The organism is Novosphingobium sp. BL-52-GroH (genome assembly GCF_044813085.1).
Classification (GTDB): domain Bacteria; phylum Pseudomonadota; class Alphaproteobacteria; order Sphingomonadales; family Sphingomonadaceae; genus Novosphingobium.
The window spans coordinates 1,645,507-1,666,413 of sequence record NZ_CP171152.1; the positions used below are offsets into that span (position 1 = coordinate 1,645,507).

19 protein-coding genes are annotated in these 20,907 nt (G+C 69.0%); 14 read left to right on the top strand and 5 right to left on the bottom strand.

Annotated features, from left to right (window positions below; genetic code table 11):
- The first annotated feature begins 183 nt into the window (after window positions 1-183).
- Together gyrB and ACFFDA_RS20475 are read left to right on the top strand one after the other, a co-directional pair.
- The gene (gyrB, locus tag ACFFDA_RS20470; protein ID WP_404482811.1) at window positions 184-2,727 is read left to right on the top strand and encodes a DNA topoisomerase (ATP-hydrolyzing) subunit B; all 2,544 of its coding nucleotides are present in this window, start codon (window positions 184-186) and stop codon (window positions 2,725-2,727) included.
- A 107-nt stretch (window positions 2,728-2,834) separates the two neighbouring features.
- A complete protein-coding gene (locus ACFFDA_RS20475; protein ID WP_404482813.1) occupies window positions 2,835-4,016 on the top strand; it encodes a pyridoxal phosphate-dependent aminotransferase in 1,182 nt (393 codons plus the stop codon).
- 65 nt (window positions 4,017-4,081) lie between these two features.
- Here the strand turns inward: ACFFDA_RS20475 and ACFFDA_RS20480 are convergent, their stop codons facing one another.
- Window positions 4,082-4,852, bottom strand: coding sequence for an SPOR domain-containing protein (locus ACFFDA_RS20480; protein WP_404482611.1), 771 nt, complete (start codon window positions 4,850-4,852; stop codon window positions 4,082-4,084).
- A gap of 3 nt (window positions 4,853-4,855) precedes the next feature.
- Window positions 4,856-6,619 (bottom strand): arginine--tRNA ligase, encoded by a 1,764-nt coding sequence (argS, locus tag ACFFDA_RS20485; RefSeq protein ID WP_404482613.1) that lies wholly within the window; start codon window positions 6,617-6,619, stop codon window positions 4,856-4,858.
- A 223-nt stretch (window positions 6,620-6,842) separates the two neighbouring features.
- Here argS and miaB point away from each other — a divergent pair, with 223 nt between their 5' ends.
- Together miaB and ACFFDA_RS20495 are read left to right on the top strand one after the other, a co-directional pair.
- A complete protein-coding gene (gene miaB, locus ACFFDA_RS20490) occupies window positions 6,843-8,186 on the top strand; it encodes a tRNA (N6-isopentenyl adenosine(37)-C2)-methylthiotransferase MiaB (protein WP_404482615.1) in 1,344 nt (447 codons plus the stop codon).
- A gap of 2 nt (window positions 8,187-8,188) precedes the next feature.
- The gene (locus tag ACFFDA_RS20495) at window positions 8,189-8,884 is read left to right on the top strand and encodes an alpha/beta fold hydrolase (protein WP_404482617.1); all 696 of its coding nucleotides are present in this window, start codon (window positions 8,189-8,191) and stop codon (window positions 8,882-8,884) included.
- Window positions 8,885-9,030: 146 nt separating this feature from the next.
- On the opposite strand, the gene ACFFDA_RS20500 is transcribed toward ACFFDA_RS20495, so the two are convergent.
- The gene (locus tag ACFFDA_RS20500; RefSeq protein ID WP_404482618.1) at window positions 9,031-9,522 is read right to left on the bottom strand and encodes an RcnB family protein; all 492 of its coding nucleotides are present in this window, start codon (window positions 9,520-9,522) and stop codon (window positions 9,031-9,033) included.
- A 304-nt stretch (window positions 9,523-9,826) separates the two neighbouring features.
- Here ACFFDA_RS20500 and ACFFDA_RS20505 point away from each other — a divergent pair, with 304 nt between their 5' ends.
- The 10 genes from ACFFDA_RS20505 (at window position 9,827) to ACFFDA_RS20550 (ending at window position 18,722) form a co-directional block, all read left to right on the top strand.
- Window positions 9,827-10,846, top strand: a complete 1,020-nt coding sequence (locus tag ACFFDA_RS20505; RefSeq protein WP_404482619.1) for a PhoH family protein — start codon at window positions 9,827-9,829, stop codon at window positions 10,844-10,846.
- 88 nt (window positions 10,847-10,934) lie between these two features.
- A complete protein-coding gene (gene ybeY / locus ACFFDA_RS20510; protein ID WP_404482621.1) occupies window positions 10,935-11,438 on the top strand; it encodes an rRNA maturation RNase YbeY in 504 nt (167 codons plus the stop codon).
- A 9-nt stretch (window positions 11,439-11,447) separates the two neighbouring features.
- Window positions 11,448-12,371: a hemolysin family protein gene (locus ACFFDA_RS20515; RefSeq protein WP_404482623.1), complete on the top strand. Its 924-nt coding sequence runs from the start codon at window positions 11,448-11,450 to the stop codon at window positions 12,369-12,371.
- A 53-nt stretch (window positions 12,372-12,424) separates the two neighbouring features.
- Window positions 12,425-13,309 carry a LysR substrate-binding domain-containing protein gene (locus tag ACFFDA_RS20520; protein WP_404482625.1) on the top strand — a complete coding sequence of 295 codons (885 nt, stop codon included), beginning with the start codon at window positions 12,425-12,427 and terminating at the stop codon, window positions 13,307-13,309.
- 83 nt (window positions 13,310-13,392) lie between these two features.
- Window positions 13,393-14,142 carry a DUF2059 domain-containing protein gene (locus tag ACFFDA_RS20525; protein ID WP_404482627.1) on the top strand — a complete coding sequence of 250 codons (750 nt, stop codon included), beginning with the start codon at window positions 13,393-13,395 and terminating at the stop codon, window positions 14,140-14,142.
- A 132-nt stretch (window positions 14,143-14,274) separates the two neighbouring features.
- Window positions 14,275-15,438 carry an aminotransferase class I/II-fold pyridoxal phosphate-dependent enzyme gene (locus ACFFDA_RS20530; RefSeq protein WP_404482629.1) on the top strand — a complete coding sequence of 388 codons (1,164 nt, stop codon included), beginning with the start codon at window positions 14,275-14,277 and terminating at the stop codon, window positions 15,436-15,438.
- Window positions 15,435-16,058: an alpha/beta fold hydrolase gene (locus ACFFDA_RS20535; protein WP_404482630.1), complete on the top strand. Its 624-nt coding sequence runs from the start codon at window positions 15,435-15,437 to the stop codon at window positions 16,056-16,058. Before ACFFDA_RS20530 ends, ACFFDA_RS20535 begins: the two co-directional genes overlap by 4 nt.
- Window positions 16,055-16,816 carry a methyltransferase domain-containing protein gene (locus tag ACFFDA_RS20540; RefSeq protein WP_404482631.1) on the top strand — a complete coding sequence of 254 codons (762 nt, stop codon included), beginning with the start codon at window positions 16,055-16,057 and terminating at the stop codon, window positions 16,814-16,816. The genes ACFFDA_RS20535 and ACFFDA_RS20540 overlap by 4 nt, the downstream gene beginning before the upstream one ends.
- 8 nt (window positions 16,817-16,824) lie before the next feature.
- Window positions 16,825-17,457, top strand: coding sequence for a dethiobiotin synthase (gene bioD, locus ACFFDA_RS20545; RefSeq protein ID WP_404482632.1), 633 nt, complete (start codon window positions 16,825-16,827; stop codon window positions 17,455-17,457).
- The gene (locus tag ACFFDA_RS20550) at window positions 17,454-18,722 is read left to right on the top strand and encodes an adenosylmethionine--8-amino-7-oxononanoate transaminase (protein ID WP_404482634.1); all 1,269 of its coding nucleotides are present in this window, start codon (window positions 17,454-17,456) and stop codon (window positions 18,720-18,722) included. Before bioD ends, ACFFDA_RS20550 begins: the two co-directional genes overlap by 4 nt.
- A gap of 43 nt (window positions 18,723-18,765) precedes the next feature.
- Here ACFFDA_RS20550 and ACFFDA_RS20555 read toward each other — a convergent pair whose 3' ends face one another.
- Entirely contained in the window at window positions 18,766-19,815 is a 1,050-nt protein-coding gene (locus tag ACFFDA_RS20555; protein WP_404482636.1) for a hypothetical protein, read from the bottom strand.
- A gap of 231 nt (window positions 19,816-20,046) precedes the next feature.
- The gene (gene map / locus ACFFDA_RS20560) at window positions 20,047-20,880 is read right to left on the bottom strand and encodes a type I methionyl aminopeptidase (protein ID WP_404482637.1); all 834 of its coding nucleotides are present in this window, start codon (window positions 20,878-20,880) and stop codon (window positions 20,047-20,049) included.
- Window positions 20,881-20,907: the final 27 nt, after the last annotated feature.

Sequence of the window (20,907 nt, forward strand, 5' to 3'; positions counted from 1 at the left end):
CACCGCAGGCGCGGCAAAACGATCCGAATCGGTTGTAATCTGGATACAATCGAGAGCGTTCGGCGCCCGCCACCGCACGGGTGCGAAAGGCCAAGCGCGCGCCCACGGCCACCCTTGTGGAAAACCCCCGCTCCCACGCCGGTTTCGCTTGGGTTACGGCGGCGCAAACCCTATATGCTCGGCATGTCTAGCGATCCCCAGAACGGCAAGAACCAGAACGCCTACGGCGCCGATTCGATCAAGGTGCTCAAGGGCCTCGATGCGGTCCGCAAGCGGCCCGGCATGTACATCGGCGACACCGACGACGGTTCGGGCCTGCACCACATGGTCTTCGAAGTTTCCGACAACGCCATCGACGAGGCGCTCGCCGGTCACTGCGACCTGGTGCTGATCGAACTCAATCCCGATGGCTCCGTTTCGGTCGAGGACAACGGGCGCGGCATTCCCACCGGCATCCATGCCGAGGAAGGCGTCTCCGCCGCCGAAGTCATCATGACCCAGCTCCACGCGGGCGGTAAGTTCGAGAACACCTCGGACGACAACGCCTACAAGGTCTCGGGCGGCCTCCACGGCGTCGGCGTCTCGGTCGTCAACGCCCTGTCCGAATGGCTGGAACTGAAGATCTGGCGCGACGGCGAGGAGCACTGGATGAAGTTCGCGCACGGCGATGCCGTGTCGCCGCTCGTCGTCACCGGCCCCGCTCCCAAGGTCGAGCAGAACCCTGACGCCAACGGCTTCAAGAAGGGCACCCGCGTGACCTTCCTCGCGTCGAACGACACGTTCAAGAACGTCCTCGAGTTCGACTTCGACAAGCTGGAGCACCGCTACCGCGAACTCGCGTTCCTCAACTCGGGCGTGCGCATCCTCCTGCGCGACAAGCGCCACGAGGAAGTCAAGGAACACGACCTGTTCTACGAAGGCGGTATCGCCGCCTTCGTGAAGTACCTCGACCGCAACAAGACCGCGTTGCTGGCAGAGCCGATCGCGATCTCGTCCGAGCGGGACGGCGTGGGCATCGACGTGGCGCTGGAGTGGAACGATTCGTACTACGAAAACGTCCTGTGCTTCACCAACAACATCCCGCAGCGGGACGGCGGCACCCACCTCGCCGCCTTCCGCGCCGCGCTGACCCGTACGCTGAACAACTATTCGGAGAAGACCGGCCTCCTCAAGAAGGAGAAGGTCACGCTCACCGGCGACGACATGCGCGAAGGGCTGACCGCGATCGTCTCGGTCAAGCTGCCCGATCCCAAGTTCTCGTCGCAGACCAAGGACAAGCTGGTCAGCTCGGAAGTGCGCCAGCCGCTGGAAAGCCTCATGGCCGACCGGATGAACGAGTGGCTGGAGGAAAACCCCGGCCACGCCAAGTCGATCGTCCAGAAGATCATCGACGCCGCCGCCGCCCGCGAAGCCGCCAAGCGCGCCCGCGAACTCACCCGCCGCAAGGGCGCGATGGACATCGCCTCGCTCCCCGGCAAGCTGGCCGACTGCCAAGAGCGTGACCCCTCCAAATGCGAACTGTTCCTGGTCGAGGGTGATTCGGCAGGCGGCTCCGCCAAGCAGGGTCGCGACCGCAAGACGCAGGCGATCCTGCCGCTCAAGGGCAAGATCCTCAACGTCGAGCGTGCGCGGTTCGACCGCATCATCTCGTCCAAGGAAGTCGGCACGCTGATCCAGGCGATGGGCACCGGCATCCGCGACGACTTCAACCTCGACAAGCTGCGCTACCACAAGATCGTCATCATGACCGACGCAGACGTCGACGGTGCGCACATCCGCACCCTGCTGCTGACGTTCTTCCACCGCCAGATGCCCGACATCATCCGCTCGGGCCATCTCTTCATCGCCCAGCCGCCGCTCTACAAGGTCGCCAAGGGCCGTTCGGAAGTCTACCTCAAGGACAACGCCGCGCTCGACCGCTACCTCGTCGAAGGCGGGCTCAACGGCCGCGTGCTGGAGACGTCGGAAGGCGCGCGTTCGGGCAAGGACCTGGAAAGCCTCGTCGAGCACGCGATCCGCCTGCGCAACCTGATGGCCTTCGTGCCGCGCCGCTACGACCCGGTGCTGATCGAGGCGCTGGCGCTATCCGGCGCGCTCGAGCCCGACCTCGACGCAGCCGCCCGCCGCGCCGCGCTCACCGCCGCCGCCGAATGGCTGCAGCGCGGCGACACCGAGGCGCGCTGGAGCGCCGCCCTCACCGACGAAGGCAACGTCGAGATCGACCGCGTGTGGCGCGGGGTCACCGACAACCACAAGATCGAGGCCTCGTTCCTGACCAGCGCCGAATCCCGCAAGCTGGCGAAGCTGGCGGCCGAGAATGCCGAAGTCTACGCCGGGAGCGCCCGTTTCGTGCGCGCCGGTGCCGTCGCCGAAACGCCCGAGCCCGAAGCTGCGGAAGCCGGCGAGGACGATGCGACCGAAGTGGTCGCTGCCCGGCCGACCAAGGCCGACGAGGCGATCACCCGCCCCAGCCGCCTGCTCGAACTGGTGCTTGCCGCAGGCCGCAAGGGCCTGGCGATCTCCCGCTACAAGGGCCTTGGCGAAATGAACGCCGAGCAGCTCTGGGAAACCACGCTCGATCCCGACAACCGCATCCTGCTGCAGGTCAAGGTCGAGGATGCGGACGTCACCGACGAGATCTTCACCCGCCTGATGGGCGACATCGTCGAGCCGCGCCGCGACTTCATCCAGGAAAATGCCCTCAACGTCGCCAACCTCGACGTCTGACGCCTAGAGGGCTGCCCGGGGCATCTCCCCCGAGCAGCCCCCTTGCTCCCCGCGATTCCTGGTGCATTATGGCGGCACCTTAGGAAAAGGATGCGGCCGTGAGCGAGATCGACCAGCAGCACACACGCATCGCGAGCCCCTTCGACAGCAACGGATTGACCGACGACCTCGTCTCGCGCGGGTATCGACGGCGCGACTTCGGCCGCATCGCGGCGCTGCTGGGCGGCGGCGTGGCGGCGTCCCGGGTCGCTCCGGCCTTTGCCCAGGCGCCGCGCGCGGTGGCGGGCGCGGTCCGGCTCGACAGCAACGAATGCTGGACCGGACCCTTCGCCGCCGGTGCCGCGGCAGCCATGCGCGCCGTTGCGCAAGGCAACCGCTACGAACCCGACGACGATCGCGCCAAGCTGTTCGCCGCCGTCGCCGCGGTCGAAGGCGTGCCTGCCGACCGCGTGACCGCCTGGCCCGGGTCGAGCGATCCGTTCCTGCGCAGCGCCGTGACGTTCGCCTCGCCGACGCGCGGCATCGTCACCGCCGATCCCACGTTCGAGCCGATCTGGCAGACCGGCGCCTGGCTCGGTGCGAAAGTGTCGAAAGTCCCGCTGACGCCCGACTATCGCCACGACGTGCGCGCGATGCTCGCGGCCGATCCGAACGCGGGCCTCTATTATGTGTGCAGCCCCAACAACCCCACCGGCACCCTGACCCCGCCGGAGGACATCGCCTGGCTGGCCGAGAACAAGCCGCGGGATTCGGTGCTGCTGGTGGACGAGGCCTATATCCATTTCGCCGGCACGCCCAGCGCCGCCCGGCTCGCCGCCACGCGCGACGACGTGATCGTGATGCGCACGTTCTCCAAGCTGTTCGGCATGGCCGGCATGCGCCTCGGGCTGACCATCGCATCGAAGGCGCTGCACGACCGGATGATGCGCTATGATGGTCCGCTGGTTACCGAGATGCTGCCGATGACGGCGGTGGCGTGCGGCACCGCCTCGCTCCCGCTCGCGGACGAGATCGCGGCCCGGCGCGCGCAGATGGTCGCCGTGCGCGAGGAGACGCTGGCCTACCTGGCGCGACGCGGGCTCAGGACGCTGCCCGGCAGCCACGCCAACATGTTCATGGTCGAATGGAAGACCGCCACGCCCCAGGCGATGACCGCCGCCTTCCTCGACCAGGGCGTGCAGATCGGCCGCTCGTGGACAGCCTATCCCAGGATGTCGCGAATCACCGTGGGTTCGGGGGAGGACATGCTCAAGTTCCGGCTGGCACTGGATCGCATCCTGACGGCGTGATCGTCAGCCCGGGATGGTGACGGTATCCAAGATGAACGGGCCGATGCGACACCGGCCCCCTTTGCTCAGTTCTTCACCTGGCAGCTCAGGCCCGCGGCCTTCATGCCCGAGCACAGGCCCCGTGCCGCCGCAGCGTCGCCGGGAACGGCCTGGAGGCGATAGACGGTGCCGATGTCGGCCTGGCCCTGGACGATGCGATGGTTCATCGCGGCCAGCGCCTCGTACTGCGACTTGAGCGTGACCCAGCCTGCTTCCGCCTGTTCGCGCGAGGCATAGGCTCCGACCTGGACGCCGACGCCGCTCACCGGCGCAGCCGCGGGCGCCGCCGCGGCGGACGAGGGCTTGGCCGAAGGCGGGGCCACGGTCTCGAAGCCCGGCCCCGGCGTCTGCGCGCGGCCATCGATCTGCGGGCTGCGCGACTGGCCCTCGGCGACTTCGAAGCTGGTGTCCCCGGTGCCGGCGACGACTTCGCCGCCCGGGTTCTCGGGCCTGACCTTGTAGGGCTCCTTGGGCGCGGCGATCACGCCGCCATCGGCGACCAGCGGCTGCTCGGGGCGACTGTTCACCACCCAGATCACGGCCGCCGCGATGAGGCCGAGCGCGACGACGCCGAGCAGGCCCAGCAGCAGGCCCTGGCTGATGCCGCCCTTCTCGTCCTCGAGCGCCTCGTCGTCGCCTTCGAGCCACGGGAGCCGCACCTCGCCTTCGTCGAGCGCGAGTTCGCCCCCTTCGGGCTGACCCGGTTGCTCGAAGAAGGGATCGTCCCGGGTTCCCTTGCCGAAGACCGGATTCTTGTTTTCCGGCCGGGGGAAATATCCCTCGTCAGCGCCCGCCATAACCTACATTTCCTCCACCGCCTCGACGCCGAGCAAAGCCAGGCCGTTGCGGACAAGTTGCCCGATCTGCGCCGCCAGGAAAAGCCGCGCGCTCGTAAGATTACCATCCTGCGCGTTAACAAACCGCTTTTCCACCCGGTCGTTGCCCAGGTTCCAGTAACCATGGAACGCGGCCGCAAGGTCTCCGAGGAAGAAGGCGATGCGGTGCGCCTCGCGCGCGGCGGCGGCGGCCTCGACGATGCGGGGGAACTGCGCGGCCAGCTTGACCAGTTCCAGCTCTTCCTCGCCGAGCAGCTCGAGGTGGTCGGGCGACGGGGTGAAACCGCCTTCGGCCAAGCCCTTGCGCAGCGTCGAGTGGACGCGGGCATTGGCGTACTGCACGTAGAACACCGGGTTGTCCTTCGAGGCTTCGACCACTTTGGCGAAGTCGAAGTCCATCTGCGCCTCGGGCTTGCGGGTCAGCATGGTGAAGCGCACCACGTCCTTGCCCACTTCCTTCACCACGTCGGCCAGCGTGACGAAATTGCCCGAACGCTTGGACATCTTCACCGGCTCGCCGTTGCGCAAAAGCTGGACCATCTGCACCAGCTTGATCTCGAACGGCGTCGCCTCGCCGTCCGCGCCGGTGCCGTCCTTGCTGGTCAGGGCAGCAACGGCGGCCTTGATGCGCTTGACGGTGCCGGCATGATCGGCGCCCCAGATGTCGACCAGCGCATCGGCGTTCTGCGCCTTCTGGAAGTGGTAGGCCAGGTCGGCGCCGAAGTAGGTCCAGGTGCCGTCGGACTTCTTGATCGGGCGGTCCTGATCGTCGCCGAACCGGGTCGAGCGGAACAGCGGCAGCTCCACCGCTTCCCAGTCGTCGAGCGTCTTGCCCTTGGGAGCCTCGAGCACGCCGTCGTAGACCAGCCCTTTCGACCGCAGCCACGCTTCCGCCTCGTCGGGCTTGCCCGAGGCCTGGAGTTCGGCCTCCGACGAGAACAGGTCGTGGTGGATGCCCAGCAGCGCCAGGTCGTCCTTGATCATCGCCAGCATCGCGGCGACGGCCTTGGCCTGGAACAGCGCCAGCCATTCCGATTCGGGCGCGGCGGCGTAGGCGTCGCCGAACTCGGCGGCGAGCTGCTGGCCGACCGGAATCAGGTATTCGCCCGGGTACAGGCCTTCGGGTATCGCGCCGACGTCGTGCCCGAGCGCCTCGCGATACCGCAAGTGCGCCGAGCGGGCGAGCACCTGCACCTGCCCGCCGGCATCGTTGACGTAATATTCCTTGATGACCTTGTGCCCGGCATATTCGAGCAGCGTCGCCAGCGCATCGCCCACCACCGCGCCACGGCAGTGGCCCATGTGCATCGGCCCGGTCGGGTTTGCGGAGACATATTCGACGTTGACTGTGCTGCCCCCGCCCATCGTCGAGCGGCCGTAGTCGGCGCCCAGCACCGCGATCGCGCGCAGTTCGGCGAGCCAGGTGGCGGCCGACAGGCGCAAGTTGATGAAGCCGGGGCCGGCGATCTCGGCCGAGGTCACCTGTTCGAGCTTGCCCAGTTCGGCCACCAGCGCTTCGGCGAGGTCGCGCGGCTTCAGCCCGGCGGGCTTGGCCAGCACCATCGCCGCATTCGTCGACAGGTCGCCATGCGAGGTATCGCGCGGCGGCTCGACCGTGATCGCGCCTCGCTTGAGGCCTGCCGGCAGCGTGCCCGCTGCCTCGAGCGCGTCGAGCGCGGCGTGGAGGTGGCCGGTGAAGGCGGCGTACAGGGTTTCGGTCTTGCTCATGACGCGCGCGGATAGCCCAAGTGCGGGCAAAGGGGAACAGGGGCGAGGTGACATCTTCGTCCGCAGGGCGCGATGCAGGGCGCGATGCAGGGACGAGGGGCACGCGGCCCGGCAGGTCCAAATTCCTCACCCCGCAGCGGTCCCCCTCCCCATCGCTCCGCAACAGGGCGGAGCATGATCCGCCTATGTCAAATCCTGCGAATTTCGGCTAACGGGCCAAGCCATGCCTACCACCACTCCCCGGACCTACCGCGTCAAGAGCTTCGGCTGCCAGATGAACGTCTACGACGGCGATCGCATGGCGGAACTGCTGGCCGAACAGGGCATCGCCCCCGCTCCCGAGGGCGAGGATGCCGATCTCGTCGTGCTGAATACCTGCCACATCCGCGAGAAGGCCGCCGAGAAGGTCTATTCCGACATCGGCCGCCTGCGCCGCGGCGACGGCTCCAGCCCGCTGATCGCCGTCGCCGGCTGCGTCGCGCAGGCCGAGGGCGAGGAGATCATGCGCCGCGCGCCGGCAGTGAGCATGGTGGTCGGACCCCAGGCCTACCACCGCCTGCCCGCCATGATCCGCGAGGCCGGCGAAGGCCGCCGCGTCACCGATACCGACATGCCCGCCGAGACGAAATTCGACGCCCTGCCCGCCAGAGGCAAGGGAGGTCGCCGCTCGGGCCCTACCGCGTTCCTCACCGTGCAGGAAGGCTGCGACAAGTTCTGCACTTATTGCGTGGTGCCCTATACGCGCGGCGCCGAAGTCTCGCGGCCTTACGCCGCACTGGTCGACGAGGCGCAGCGGCTGGTCGAGAGCGGCGCGCGCGAGATTTCGCTGCTGGGCCAGAACGTCAACGCCTGGACAGGCGAGAACGCGAAAGGCCAGACCGTCGGTCTCGAGGGGCTGATGCGCGACCTCGCCGCGATCCCCGACCTGGCGCGCATCCGCTACACCACCAGCCACCCCAACGACATGACGCAGGGCCTGATCGATGCGCATGGCGAGATCGCCAAGCTCATGCCGTTCCTGCACTTGCCGGTGCAGGCCGGCAACGACCGCGTGCTCAAGGCGATGAACCGCAGCCACACGGTCGAAAGCTACCTCGCGGTGCTCGATCGGGTGCGGGCGGTGCGCCCCGACATCGCGCTGTCGGGAGACTTCATCGTAGGCTTCCCCGGCGAGACCGACGCCGAGTTCGAGGATACGCTGCGGGTGGTCGATGCGGTCGGCTATGCGCAGTGCTTCAGCTTCAAGTATTCGCCCCGCCCCGGCACGCCCGCCGCCACCATGGACGCGCAAGTCCCGATGGCCGTCATGGACGATCGCCTGCAGCGCCTCCAGGCCGCGCTCAACCGCGACCAGCTCGCCTTCAACGCCGCCTCGGTGGGGCGGACCTGCGAAGTGCTGGTCGAGCGCCGCGGCAAGCTGCCCGGGCAGTGGCTGGGCAAGTCGCCCTGGCTGCAGTCGGTGCACTTCATCGGCGAGGCGCAGATCGGCCAGATCGTGACGGTCGAGCTGACCAGCGCCGGCGGCAACAGCCTGGCCGCGACGCCGCTCGCCATGCTGGCGGCGTGAGCATGCGCCAACCGCTGGTGCTCGTCCCCGGCCTGACCTGCGACGCCGAAGTCTGGGGCGCACAGATCGCCGGCCTGTCGGATGTGGCCGACATGACGGTCGCCGACACCTTCGCCGACGACAGCATCGCCGCCATGGCCCGGCGCCTGCTCGATGCCGCGCCCGAACGCTTCGCGCTCGCCGGCTTCTCGATGGGCGGCTGTGTGGCGATGGAAGTCGTGCGCCTCGCCCCCGGCCGGGTGGCACGCCTCGCCCTGCTCGACACCAGCGCGCGGGCCGACGATCCCGATCATGCGGCGGTTCGCCGCGCCGCGGTTCGTACCGCCAGGGAGCGCGGGTTCGAAAGGGTACTGCGCGGCAGCCTTGGCTTGCTGGTCCACCCCGAGGCCGACCCGGCGATCGGCGAGGCGGTCGTCGCCATGGCGCTGCGGGTGGGCATCGACACGTTCGAGCGGCAGCAGGCGGCGATCGCCGGCCGGGGCGATTCGCTGCCGGCCCTCGCCCAAGTGGCCGTTCCCGCACTCGTCCTGGTCGGAGCGGAGGACCGGACCACGTCCCCGCGGCACGCGCGCGACATGGCCGCCGCGATCCCCGGCGCGGTGCTGCGCCAGGTGCCCCGCTGCGGCCACATGGCGACGATGGAGCAGCCCGAAGCGGTCAACGCCGCGCTGCGCGACTGGCTGGCCTCGGAGGTCTGACACGCTGGAGTGTGTCGGCTTCAAGCGGAATCGGCAGTGGCCCGGCGCCGCTTGAACGACACGGACTCGAAGCGGCCCCGCAACTCGCGCTGCGGGGCCGCCTGTCGTCTGCCCGAGCTATCCGGGCCGAACTTGTCCGAACCGGCTTACCAGAAGAAGCCGCTGTATGCGTTCACCACGCGGCCGGTGCGCACGTTCACCATCACCACGTCGTTGCCGTAGCGGACCCAGCGGTGGCCGGCGCGCGGCGCGGGCAGGCGATAGCGGCTGTAGTCGCGCACCCAGTAGCGATCGCCGTAGTACGACCGCTCGAAGCGATGGCCGACCGCGACCGGGCGATAGGCGTAGCCGCGCGGGCCGACGTAGGCCGGGCGCTTGAACGCCTGGCGGTTGGAGCGGCGATAGTCGCGCCAGTCCTCGCGCAGTTCCTGGCGCGAATCGCGCACGTCGCGGCGGGCCTCGCGAACGTCGTGGCGGTCGCCGTGGCGCTGGGCCTGGCGCAGGTCGCGCCGGTCCTCGCGCAAGTCGCGGGCGCTTTCACGCACTTCGCGGGCGCTCTGGGCGGAGGCCATGGTGGGAACCGCCAGCGCGGGCAGCGCAACGCTGGCGGCGATCGCGGCGGTGAGGAACTTGCGCATCGACATTCTCCTTCTTTCTTCTTCCATCAGAGACCGCGCCTCGATCACACCCGGGCCGGTCTGCTGGTCGTGAAACTGCCCACAAGCTCCTGAACGACCCGGGAACATCGCGTGCAGCGTGGGGACATAAGTGTCGCGGCCTGCGACAGTTGCAGCCGGGAATACCGATTTGGCCCGCTTTGGCGCCGAACCGCCTATTTATCCCCGACGAAGCGAAAAAAATCGTAGCCGCAACACCTTGCCTGCAAGGCTTTGCGGAGCCATCTTCCAGGCATAACGAAAGCATCCTACTCGAAAGGAGCGCATGGCCCGCAAAGCAGCACGCGTCGTTGATCCGGCGCAGTTCCGCCCAGAGACTCACCGTCGGGCGCGTGTCGAAATAGAATTCGACGAACCCACGCTGCTGGGGGCCGTGTTCGGCCAGTTCGATGCGAACCTGGTACAGGTGGAAAACCGCCTCGGCGTCTACATCGCCGCCAGGGGCAACAAGATCCAGATCGAAGGGCCCGACGATTCCGTCGCCCGCGCCCGCGACACCCTCAAGGGCATGTATCACCGGCTGGAGATGGGCCAGGCGCTCGACGCCGGAGCGATCGAATCGCTGATAGCGATGAGTTCCGAACCCACCCTCGAAGGCATCATCTCCGGCGACGCCGGCGAACCGCCGATCATGATCCGCACGCGCAAGAAGACGATCGTGCCGCGCTCGGCGACGCAGATCGAATACATGCGGGCGCTCGCCCGCACCGACGTGATCTTCGCGCTCGGCCCGGCCGGCACCGGCAAGACTTACGTGGCGGTGGCGCAGGCGGTCAGCCAGTTGATGACCGGCTCGGTCCAGCGCCTGATCCTCTCGCGCCCGGCGGTGGAAGCGGGCGAGAAGCTGGGCTTCCTGCCCGGCGACATGAAGGACAAGGTGGACCCGTACCTGCGTCCGCTCTACGATGCGCTCTACGACTGCATGCCGCCCGAACAGGTCGAACGCCGCCTCGCCAACGGCGAGATCGAGATCGCCCCGATCGCCTTCATGCGCGGCCGCACGCTCGCCGACGCCTTCGTCATCCTCGACGAGGCGCAGAACACCACGCGCGAGCAGATGAAGATGTTCCTCACCCGCTTCGGCCAGAACAGCCGCATGGTGGTCTGCGGCGATCCCAAGCAGATCGACATCCCCGGCGGCGAGCGCATGAGCGGCCTGGCAGACGCGGTTGCCCGGCTCGAGGGCGTCGACGGCATCGCGGTGACGCGCTTCACCGCGGCCGACGTGGTGCGCCACCCGATCGTCGGGCGCATCGTCGAGGCTTACGAGGGCAAGGCGGAATAGCGCCCCGTCGTCCCGGGCCAGGCCCGGGACGACGGCGGGGAGGCAGAGCCCGCTTCCTCTTCCCCGCCCCCCGCGTTAAAGCCCGGCCATGGACCTCGAAATCGACATCGAAGAACCCTGGGACGCCGCGACCGACTGGGCCGACCTCGCGGAACGCGCCCTCGAAGCGCTGGTGGACGTCGCGCCGGAACTCGACCATCCGCGCCTGCTCGCCAGCCTGCTGTTCACCAGCGACGCCGAAGTCCACGTCCTCAACCGCGAGTGGCGGGCCAAGGACAAGCCGACCAACGTGCTCTCCTTCCCGATGCTGGAACGCGACGACCTGCTCGACCTCGCGCCCGACGGACCGCCGGAAATGCTGGGCGACCTCGCGCTGGCTTGCGAAACCTGCACGCGCGAGGCGGCGGAAAAGGGCGTGCCGGTCGAGCACCACGCCACTCACCTGATCCTGCACGGCCTGCTCCACCTTGCCGGCCACGACCACGAGACCGGCGATGCCGAAGCCGAGGCAATGGAAGCGCTCGAAACAAAGGCCCTTGCGATTCTCGGCATTCCCGACCCATATGGAGACCGTTTCAGTCAACAGGGATAATCAAGCAAGATGGCCGACAATGGCCGCCACGCCGAGCAAGGCTCGGGAGAAGGCGACAGTAGCGGCACGCTCTGGCGTGCTTTTCGTCGATTGTTCCAGGGCGACGGGGATCAGTCGCTGCGGGCGCAGATCGAAGAGGTCATCAACGACCACGAAGGCGACGGCGACGCGGAAGCCGCCTCGAAGGGGGACCTGTCCTCGATCGAGCGCCAGATGCTGCGCAACCTCCTGCATTTCAGCGAGCACGACGCCGACGACGTCGCCATCCCCCGCGGCGAGATCATCGCCATCCCGGCGGCGGCGACCTGGGCCGAGGTCGTCGAGGCCTTCGCCGAGCACGGCCACAGCCGCCTCCCGGTCTATGGCGAGACGCTCGACGAGATAAAGGGCATGATCCACATCAAGGACGTGTTCCCGCTGCTCGCGCGCGGCACGGCTCCGCCTGCGGACTGGACCCGACTGATGCGCCAGCCGCTCTACGTGCCGCAATCGCGCGGCGCGCTCGACGTCCTGGCCGACATGCGTGCCCAGCGCATCCACCTCGCGGTGGTGATCGACGAGTACACCGGAACCGACGGGATCATCACCATCGAAGACCTCGTCGAGGAGATCGTCGGCAACATCGAGGACGAGCACGATGATGCGCCCGAGGAATTGCTGGTTGCAATAGATGCAGGTATGTGGGACGCCGACGCCCGCGTGGAGCTCGACGAAGTGGCCCGGCGGATCGACCCGCGGCTCGCCGAAGTGGAGGAAGCGGTGGACACGCTCGGCGGCCTGGCATTCGTGCTGGCGGAGCAGGTCCCCCAGGTCGGTACGATCCTGGAGCACGACAGCGGCTGGCGGATCGAGGTGACGGACGGAAACGAACGGCACGTCACGCGTCTGCGGCTGCACCCGCCGGTGGAAGAATTGGAGAGAGAGGCAAACTAATCGCCGCTGCCGCATCGCTGGTGGTAGCCATAACCGAGTGAAAAGACAGAAAATTGCCTGTACGCCGTCTTCCCCCCCTGCGCGCGCTCGAAGCTTTCGTACGCGTCGTCCGCCTTGGTTCCGCCAAGGCTGCCGCCAACGAGCTTGCGCTCAGTCCGTCCGCCCTCTCGCGCCGCGTCGCCGCGCTGGAGGACTTCACCGGCAAGCGCCTGTTCACTCGCCAGCACCAGGCGATGAAGCTCACCGACGAAGGCCTGGCCTTCTACAACGCCATCGGCCCCAAGCTGGAAGAGCTGGCCGAAGCGGTGGAAGCGCAGATCGATCGTGGCCAGGTGCTGCGCCTGCACCTGGGCGTGCCATCGCTGTTCGGCGGCCAGCGGCTGTTCCCGCGCCTGCCCGAGTTGCGTAAACTGCATCCGCGCCTGCACATCGACATCGACACCGGCGCCCACCTGGAAGATCGCGTGGGCGACACGCTCGACGCCGCGATCATCCTCGCGAAGGAGCCGGACCCGCAGTATTACCGCGTCCAGCTCGACCACAACAAGGTCTACGCCATCACCTCGACGGAGCTGGCAGCCGAACTCGGCCCGAAGCCGGACGAGGACAAGCTGTCGCGCCAGACCTTCCTGATCCACCAGGACCTGCCCGACAGCCTGGAGGCGTGGAAGGACGCGATCGACATGCCCGACCTCGACCCGGCCTCGGTGGACCGCTTCGACTCCGGCCAGCTGGTGCTCGAAGCCGCCGCTCAGGGCCTGGGCATCGCGATCATGCACGACGACCACTTCCGCCGTGCCCACGACACCCGCCTGGCGCGGCTCTACGACATCGACGTGGAGAGCCCGTACCGCTACTGGTTCGTCTGCCGGCCCAAGTCGCTTGAGGCGCGGCCGGTACGCATTTTCCACGAGTGGCTGCTGCAGGCGGGCCTCTGAGCCTGCGCATTTCCGTTTTCCCCATGGCCCTGACGGGATATGCGTGGCGCCCGTCCCGTTCGTGCGACCTTCTGGGGAAAATCATGATGCGTCCTGTCCTCGCCGCGGCCTGTGCGGCCCTTATCGTCGCCCATGCGCCGGCCCGCGCGGCCGAGCCTGCCGCCACGACCGCCACCACCGCACCCGTCGATGCCGCCCGCCTCGCCGCGGCGCGGCAGACCGTCGACTACGTCTTCCCGGCCGGCACGTATGCCCGGCTCATGAACGGGACGATGGACCAGGTGATGGACACGGTGATGGATTCGACCATGCGCCTGCCGCTCAAGGACCTGGCGGGCATCGCCGGCGTGGACACCGAAAAGCTCGGCAGTGCCTCGCTGGCCGAGATCATGGAAATCTACGACCCCGCCTACAAGGAGCGGATGCGCATCTCCACGCGCACCATGATGAACGAGATGATGGGGCTGATGACGCAGTTCGAGCCCGACATCCGCGATGGCCTGGCGGGCGCCTATGCCTCGCGGTTCGACGCCCGCCAGCTCGGCGAACTCAACAGCTTCTTCGCAACGCCCACGGGCAAGGCCTATGCCGCCGATTCGTACCTCATCATGATGTCGCCCGAGGTCATGACCCGGATGCAGGCATTCATGCCCAAGATGATGCAGCAGATGCCCGCCATCGTCGAAAAGGTGAAGACCGCCACCGCCACGTTCCCGGCTCCGCGCCAATACGCCGACCTGTCCGAAACGGACAAGACCAAGCTGGCGAAGATCCTGGGCGTCGCCCGCAAGGATCTCGACAAGAGCGAAGCGGCGAAGGATCGGGGCCAGTAGGGCCAGCCGTTGCCGGCGAGGACGTTGGGGGAGAGCGGCCGCGATGAAAGCCTCGCCGGGCCATCTCGCGATACACGGCAAAGCGCATCGTGCCCATTGTGCCAAGGGCCGGGTTGCCATACCGGGCCGCGTATGAGCAGGCTCGATTCCCACCTCGAGGCGGCATTGGCGCGGATCGAGCGCGCCGGGCAACGCCGTACCCTGCGCCCGACGGCACTGCTGCCCGGCGGCCTCGTGGAGCGCGGCGGACGCCGGTTGCACGACTTTTCCAGCAACGACTATCTCGGCCTCGCCCGCCACCCGCTGCTGGTCGAACGCGCCGGCGAATGGGCCACCGCCCAGGGCTCGGGCTCGGGCGCATCGCGGCTGGTGACCGGCACGAGCGCGGAGCAGCTGGCGCTGGAGGCGCGGATCGCCGCGTTCAAGCACTGCGAGGCCGCGCTCGTCTTCGCCAGCGGCTGGCAGGCCAACGCCACCGTGATCCCGGCGCTGCTTGCCGCGATCCCCGGCGCAGCGGTGTTCACCGACCGGCTGATCCACGCCAGCATGCACGCCGGCATCGCCATGGCGGGGGTCCGCCAACACCGCTTCCGCCACAACGATCTCGACCACCTCGAAGCCCTGCTCGCGGACAAGGGCGCGCAGGCGCCGGCGCGGCTGATCCTGACCGAGTCGGTGTTCTCGATGGACGGCGACCGCGCCGACATCGCCCGGCTGGCCACGATCGCCGAGCGGCACGACGCCGCCCTGTTCGTCGACGAGGCCCATGCGACCGGCGTGCTCGGCCCGCAGGGGCGCGGCCTCAGCGCGCTGGTGCCGGGGCGGGTCGACCTCGTCATGGGCACGTTCAGCAAGGCGCTGGGCGGCTTCGGCGCCTACGTCGCGGGATCGCGGGTGCTGATCGACTACCTCGTCAATGCCGCCAGCGGCTTCGTCTTCACCACCGCCCCGCCGCCCGCCGTGCTGGGCGCGATCGACGCGGCGCTCGACCTCGTGCCCGGCATGGACGCCGAGCGCGCGCACCTTGCCGCGCTGGGCGAGCGGCTGCGCGCCGGGCTGGCGCGCCTCGGGCTCGACCACGGCGCCTCCTCGACCCAGATCGTGCCCGCCCTGATCGGGCCCGAGGATGCCGCGATGGCGCTCTCGGCAAGGCTGGAGGACGCCGGTTTCCTCGCCTCCGCGATCCGCCCGCCGACGGTGCCGCCGGGCACCAGCCGCCTGCGCCTTGCCCTGCGCGCCGGCCATTCGCCGGACGACGTCGACGGCCTGCTCGCGGTGATCGAGGCCAATCGGTGAGGCTCCTGTTCGCGCACGGCTGGGGCTTCGACCGGCACTTCTGGACCCCCCTGGCCGCCCTCCTCGGGCAATGGCCGCAGGACCTCGACGACCGCGGCTACTTCGGCGCTCCCGCCACCCCGCGGATCGAGGGGCCCTGCATCGCGGTGACCCATTCGTTCGGCACCATGCGCGTGCTCTCGGCACCGCCGCCGGGCCTGGCCGGGATCGTCGCGATCAACGGCTTCGAGCGCTTCACCGCCGTGGCCGGGCGCGCGGGCGTGCCGCTGCGCGTGCTCGACCGGATGCTGCGCCGCTTCGAGATCGAGCCGCGCCCGGTGCTTGCGGAGTTCCGCCGGACCTGCGGCAGCGACGAGCCCTTCGGCGCGATCGAGGCCGAGCCGCTGCACGCCGATCTCCTGCGCCTGCGCGATGCCGCGCCGCCGATTCCGCGGCTGCCGGTGCTCGCCCTCCACGGCGGGCGCGACCCGCTGCTGTCCGAAGCGATGCGCGACGGCACTTTCGCGGGCGCCGATGTGCGCCGGCTGGTCCACGGCGCAGGCGGCCACCTGCTCCCCATCGAGGCCCCCGAGCTGTGCGCGGCGGCCGTGCGCGGCATGGTCGAGAGCATCGCCGCATGAGCCAGCGCGACCGCATCCGCCGCGCCTTCGCCGCGGCGCCCGACTACGAAGGCCAGGCCCGCATCCAGCGCGACGTGGCCGACCGCCTCGCCGCACGGATCGCAGGGCTCGACCTGCCCGCCACTCCACGCGTGCTGGAGATCGGCTGCGGAACCGGATTCCTCACCGCCGCGCTCGGGAAGGCCGGGATCGGCGGCGACTGGCTCGTCACCGACATCGCCGCCGAAATGGTGGAGCGCTGCCGCGCCCGCCTCGCCGCCATGGGCGACGCCCGGACCTTGCGCTTCGCCGTCCTCGACGGGGAGCACGGCCCGGCCCCGGACGGGCCTTTCGATCTCGTTTGCTCCAGCCTTGCCGTGCAGTGGTTCGACGATGCCCCCGCCGCGCTGGCCCGCATGGCCGGGTGGCTGGCCCCGGGCGGGCACCTGGTCGTGACCACCCTCGCCCCCGGCAGCTTCGCGCAGTGGCGCGCCGCCCACGAGGCGGAGGGGCTCGCCGCCGGCACCCCCCACTTCGCGCCCGTCGAGGCCTTCGCCGCGCTCGCGCCCGAAGCGCTCGACCGCGAGGATCACCTCGAACGCCACCCCGACGCACACGCTTTCCTGCATGCGCTCAAGGCGATCGGCGCCGGCACCTCGCACCCCGGCCACCGTCCGCTCGGCCCCGCCCGCCTGCGCCGGGTCATGGCGCGATTTGCCCAAAGCGGATGCGAAGTCACTTACGAAGTGGTGACCTGCCATCTCCGGCGCGCTAGGTGACAAGCCAGATGACCACCCGTCCCCTCATCGTCAGCGGAACCGATACCGGCATCGGCAAGACCGTTTTCGCTGCCGCTCTCGCCGGCGCGCTGGGCGCGCATTACTGGAAGCCGGTGCAGGCCGGCATCGACGAGGACGGCACCGACGCGCAGCGCGTCGCCCACCTCTCGGGCCTGCCGCGCGCCAAGGTGCTGGAGGAGGCCTACCGTCTCGCCACCCCGTGCTCGCCCCATCTCGCCGCAGAGATCGACGGGGTGACGATCGATCCGGCCCGCCTCGCGCTGCCCGCAGTCGACGGTCCGCTGGTGGTCGAGGGCGCGGGCGGCGTGCTGGTGCCGATCTCGCGCACCGAGACTTATGCCGACCAGTTCGCCCGCTGGGCCGCGCCGGTGGTGCTGGTCGCCCGCACGCAACTCGGTACGATCAACCATGCCCTGCTCTCGATCGAGGCGCTGCGCGCGCGCGGCGTTCCGATTCTGGGCGTCGCCTTCGTCGGCATGTCCGTGGAGGACAGCGAGGCGACGATCTGCGCGATGGGCGGGGTGAAGCGGCTCGGTCGCCTGCCGATGCTCGCGCCTCTCGATCCCGAAGGCCTTCGCGCCGCCTTCGCCCGGAACTTCAGGCCGGAAGACTTCGCATGAGCCGCTCCCCCGCCGCCTCGCCCGTCTGGCATCCCTTCACCCAGCACGGCCTGGGCGAGCCGATCCCGCTCGTCACCCATGCCGAAGGCGCCCTGCTGCACACCGCCGACGGGCGCAAGGTGATCGATGCGGTATCGTCCTGGTGGGTGACCACGCATGGCCACTGCCACCCGCGCATCATGGCGGCCATCGCGCAGCAGGCTGGCAAGCTCGACCAGCTTATCTTCGCCGGCTGGACCCACGAACCCGCCGAAGCCGTCGCCGCCGGGCTCACCGCGATCATGCCGCCCGAGCTGACGCGGGTGTTCTTCTCCGATTCGGGGTCCACCAGCGTAGAGGTCGCGCTCAAGATGGCGCTCGGCTATTGGCACGCCAGGAGAGAGCCGCGCCACCGCATCGTCGTGATGGAGCATTCCTATCACGGCGACACCATCGGCGCGATGTCGGTCGGCGCGCGCGGGGTGTTCAACCGTCCCTACGAGCCGCTGCTGTTCGACGTTGGCCGCATCCCCTTCCCCGCTGCCGGTGCCGAGCAGGCCACGCTCGACGCGCTCGAGGCGCTGTGCCGCCAGGGCGAGACCGCCGCGCTGATCGTCGAGCCGCTGGTGCTGGGCGCGGGCGGCATGCTGGTCTATGGCGCCCCTACTCTCAAGGCGATGCGCGAGATCTGCGCCGCGCACGGCGTGCTGTTCATCGCCGACGAGGTGATGACCGGCTGGGGCCGCACCGGCACCTTGCTCGCCTGCGAGCAGGCCGGCGTGGTGCCCGACATCCTGTGCCTGTCCAAGGGCCTGACTGGCGGCTCGCTGCCGCTGGCGGTGACGATGGCGAGCGAGCCGATCTTCGAGGCGCACTGGTCGACCGACCGCGCGCGCATGTTCTTCCATTCCTCCAGCTACACCGCCAATCCGATCGCCTGCGCCGCGGCGGCGGCGAACCTGGCCATCTGGCGCGAGGAGCCGGTGATGGAGTGCGTGACCGACCTCGCCGCGCGCCAGTCCGCCTGGCTCGAAAAGCTCGGCCGCTTCTGCCACTTCGAGAACCCGCGCACGCTGGGCACCATCGCCGCACTGGACCTGCGCACGCGCGGCGAAGGCGGCTACATGGACGGCCTCGCGCCCGAACTCATGGCCTTCTTCCGCACGCGCGACGTGCTTCTGCGCCCGCTGGGCAACACCGTCTACGTGATGCCGCCCTACTGCATCACCGACGACCAGCTCGACGACGTGTGGAACGCCATCGGCGAGGCCGTGATCTCGTTCTGACGCGGTGATCCTCCCTGTTGCGTTCCGCCACAGGGAGGGGATTTCACAGCTCCATGACGCTAGGCTTGCTCGATCGCTCGACCATCCCGGTCGTGCGCTCTCCGTCCCAGGTGTAGACGGCATGGCTCTGCTGGACGATCGGCCAGTCCTTGGGCCAGTCGGGCGGAAGGACGTGCCCGCCGCGCGAACGGGTATTGGCGAAGGTCAGGCCGCCGATCTCGATGCGCCGCCCGTCGACGGTCTCCAGCACGCAGGACACGTCCTCGCCGCCGGTCACCAGCTTGCGCAGCCAGGGGATGCCCACGGGCCGCGCACCGACGCGCGTGCCATCCGCGTCGATGATCCAGCCTTCCGAATAGCTCGGCGGCTCGCCTTCGCGCGGGGGATACGAATTGAAACCGAAGGCCCGGCCGCTGGGGAACACGGCGGACTGCCAGCAATGGCCCCAGAAGCCCGCGAAGGCGCGAAAGCCGGTGCGGCGGATGCGCAGGCCGTTGGCCTTGAAGCTGCGCGCCTCGCCGTCGATGGTGAGAGTGCCTCTCGCGCGGAAGAGCTGTTCGTAGCGCGGGCTCATGTAGTCGCCCTGCTCGCCACCGAGCGCCTCGGCCGCCTCGGACAGGATCGAGCCGGGTTCCCAGGGGATCGCCGCCATGTCCATGTCGACCTCGAACGAGATATCCGCCCATTCGCTTTCCACGAAGTCCGGGTCATCGAGGATTTCCTGTGCGCTGGTGCGAGCCACCGGGCCTTCGAAGCGGGCGGTCCAGCGGCGGAACGGCTCGACGCATTCGAAGCGGATCGGGCCGGCGGCGCGCACCGTGGGCCGGCCGTCGGCGCCATAGGCGGACCGGGTCTCGCCATTGCCCCGGCGCGAGTAGAGCCGGCCGTCGGCGAAGGCGATGTCGAGCCACAGCTCGTGGCGCTCCCACTGCGCGCCCACCGCCTCGACGCCGACGCGCATGGCGAAGGCGCCGCCTTCCTCCTCGATCCAGACGTTCACCGCATCGCGGATGCCGTCCTCGGGCCTTTCGGCCACGACGTATTCGCGGCTTTCCGGCAGACCGCCGGACAAGTCCTGTGCTTGGGTCGCCATTGCTCCGGCCTCCTGGTTTCAGGCGGGGGAGGCTGTCACGCCAGGCGCGCGAGGTCACCAGCGGAACACCGCGCCGGGGCGATCACTGCCCCAGCGGCGCCTTCGTCCCGGCCTTGATCCGTGACCGTGAGGAGATTTGCGCTGGGCCACCATGGCACTGCGGCCCGGCGCGAGATGGGCGGGGCCTTGCTCGCGGTCCCGGATCAAGTCCGGGACGACGGCCTGCAGCGATCAGGCGTAAGGCGGCTTGTGCCGGCCGGTGGGGCTGGTGGTGAAGATCTCGCATCCGTCCTCGGTGATGCCGATCGAATGCTCGAACTGCGCCGAGAGCGACTTGTCGCGGGTCACCGCCGTCCAGCCGTCGGACAACAGCTTCACCGGCGGCTTGCCCAGGTTTATCATCGGCTCGATGGTCATGAACATGCCCGGCTTGAGCAGCGGCCCGGTGCCGGGACGCCCGGCATGGACCACTTCGGGCGCGTCGTGGAACAGACGGCCAAGGCCATGGCCGCAGAATTCGCGCACCACGCCGTAGCGGTTGCTCTCGGCATATTCCTGGATCGCGGCGCCGATGTCGCCCACGCGGTTGCCGGGCTTGGCCTGGGCGATGCCGATCATCAGGCACTCGTACGTCACGTCCACCAGGCGGCGGGCCTTGAGCGGCACGTCGCCGACGAGGTACATGCGGCTGGTGTCGCCGTGCCAGCCGTTCAGCAGCGGGGTCACGTCGATGTTGACGATGTCGCCATCCTTGAAGGTCTTCTCGGACGGGATGCCGTGGCACACGACGTGGTTGATCGAGATGCAGCACGAATGCGCATAGCCGCGATAGCCCAGAGTGGCGGGCACCGCGCCGCCGTCGAGCGTGAGTTCGCGCACCTTGTCGTCGATCGCTGCAGTGGTGACGCCGGGCTGCACCAGCGGTGCGATCTCGTCGAGGATGCGCGCGGCGAGCTGGCCGGCGCGGCGCATGCCCTCGAAGCCTTCGGGGCCGTGCAGCTTGATGGTGCCATCGCGCAGGAGGGCTTCCTCCTGGCCGGGCTCTACGATCTGGTATTCGGTCATCGTCCCCACATAATCGCTTTCGCCGGA

What these genes read in the sequence shown, in the direction of transcription:
- gyrB (WP_404482811.1), top strand. Translation starts at nt 184, where the DNA reads ATGTCTAGCGATCCCCAGAACGGCAAGAACCAGAACGCCTACGGCGCC.
- ACFFDA_RS20530 (WP_404482629.1), top strand. Translation starts at nt 14,275, where the DNA reads ATGAGCAGGCTCGATTCCCACCTCGAGGCGGCATTGGCGCGGATCGAG.
- ACFFDA_RS20495 (WP_404482617.1), top strand. Translation starts at nt 8,189, where the DNA reads ATGCGCCAACCGCTGGTGCTCGTCCCCGGCCTGACCTGCGACGCCGAA.
- map (WP_404482637.1), bottom strand. Translation starts at nt 20,880, where the DNA reads ATGACCGAATACCAGATCGTAGAGCCCGGCCAGGAGGAAGCCCTCCTG.
- ACFFDA_RS20550 (WP_404482634.1), top strand. Translation starts at nt 17,454, where the DNA reads ATGAGCCGCTCCCCCGCCGCCTCGCCCGTCTGGCATCCCTTCACCCAG.
- argS (WP_404482613.1), bottom strand. Translation starts at nt 6,619, where the DNA reads ATGAGCAAGACCGAAACCCTGTACGCCGCCTTCACCGGCCACCTCCAC.
- ACFFDA_RS20505 (WP_404482619.1), top strand. Translation starts at nt 9,827, where the DNA reads ATGGCCCGCAAAGCAGCACGCGTCGTTGATCCGGCGCAGTTCCGCCCA.
- ACFFDA_RS20540 (WP_404482631.1), top strand. Translation starts at nt 16,055, where the DNA reads ATGAGCCAGCGCGACCGCATCCGCCGCGCCTTCGCCGCGGCGCCCGAC.
- ACFFDA_RS20525 (WP_404482627.1), top strand. Translation starts at nt 13,393, where the DNA reads ATGATGCGTCCTGTCCTCGCCGCGGCCTGTGCGGCCCTTATCGTCGCC.
- ACFFDA_RS20480 (WP_404482611.1), bottom strand. Translation starts at nt 4,852, where the DNA reads ATGGCGGGCGCTGACGAGGGATATTTCCCCCGGCCGGAAAACAAGAAT.
- ACFFDA_RS20515 (WP_404482623.1), top strand. Translation starts at nt 11,448, where the DNA reads ATGGCCGACAATGGCCGCCACGCCGAGCAAGGCTCGGGAGAAGGCGAC.
- miaB (WP_404482615.1), top strand. Translation starts at nt 6,843, where the DNA reads ATGCCTACCACCACTCCCCGGACCTACCGCGTCAAGAGCTTCGGCTGC.
- ACFFDA_RS20555 (WP_404482636.1), bottom strand. Translation starts at nt 19,815, where the DNA reads ATGGCGACCCAAGCACAGGACTTGTCCGGCGGTCTGCCGGAAAGCCGC.
- ACFFDA_RS20500 (WP_404482618.1), bottom strand. Translation starts at nt 9,522, where the DNA reads ATGCGCAAGTTCCTCACCGCCGCGATCGCCGCCAGCGTTGCGCTGCCC.
- ybeY (WP_404482621.1), top strand. Translation starts at nt 10,935, where the DNA reads ATGGACCTCGAAATCGACATCGAAGAACCCTGGGACGCCGCGACCGAC.
- bioD (WP_404482632.1), top strand. Translation starts at nt 16,825, where the DNA reads ATGACCACCCGTCCCCTCATCGTCAGCGGAACCGATACCGGCATCGGC.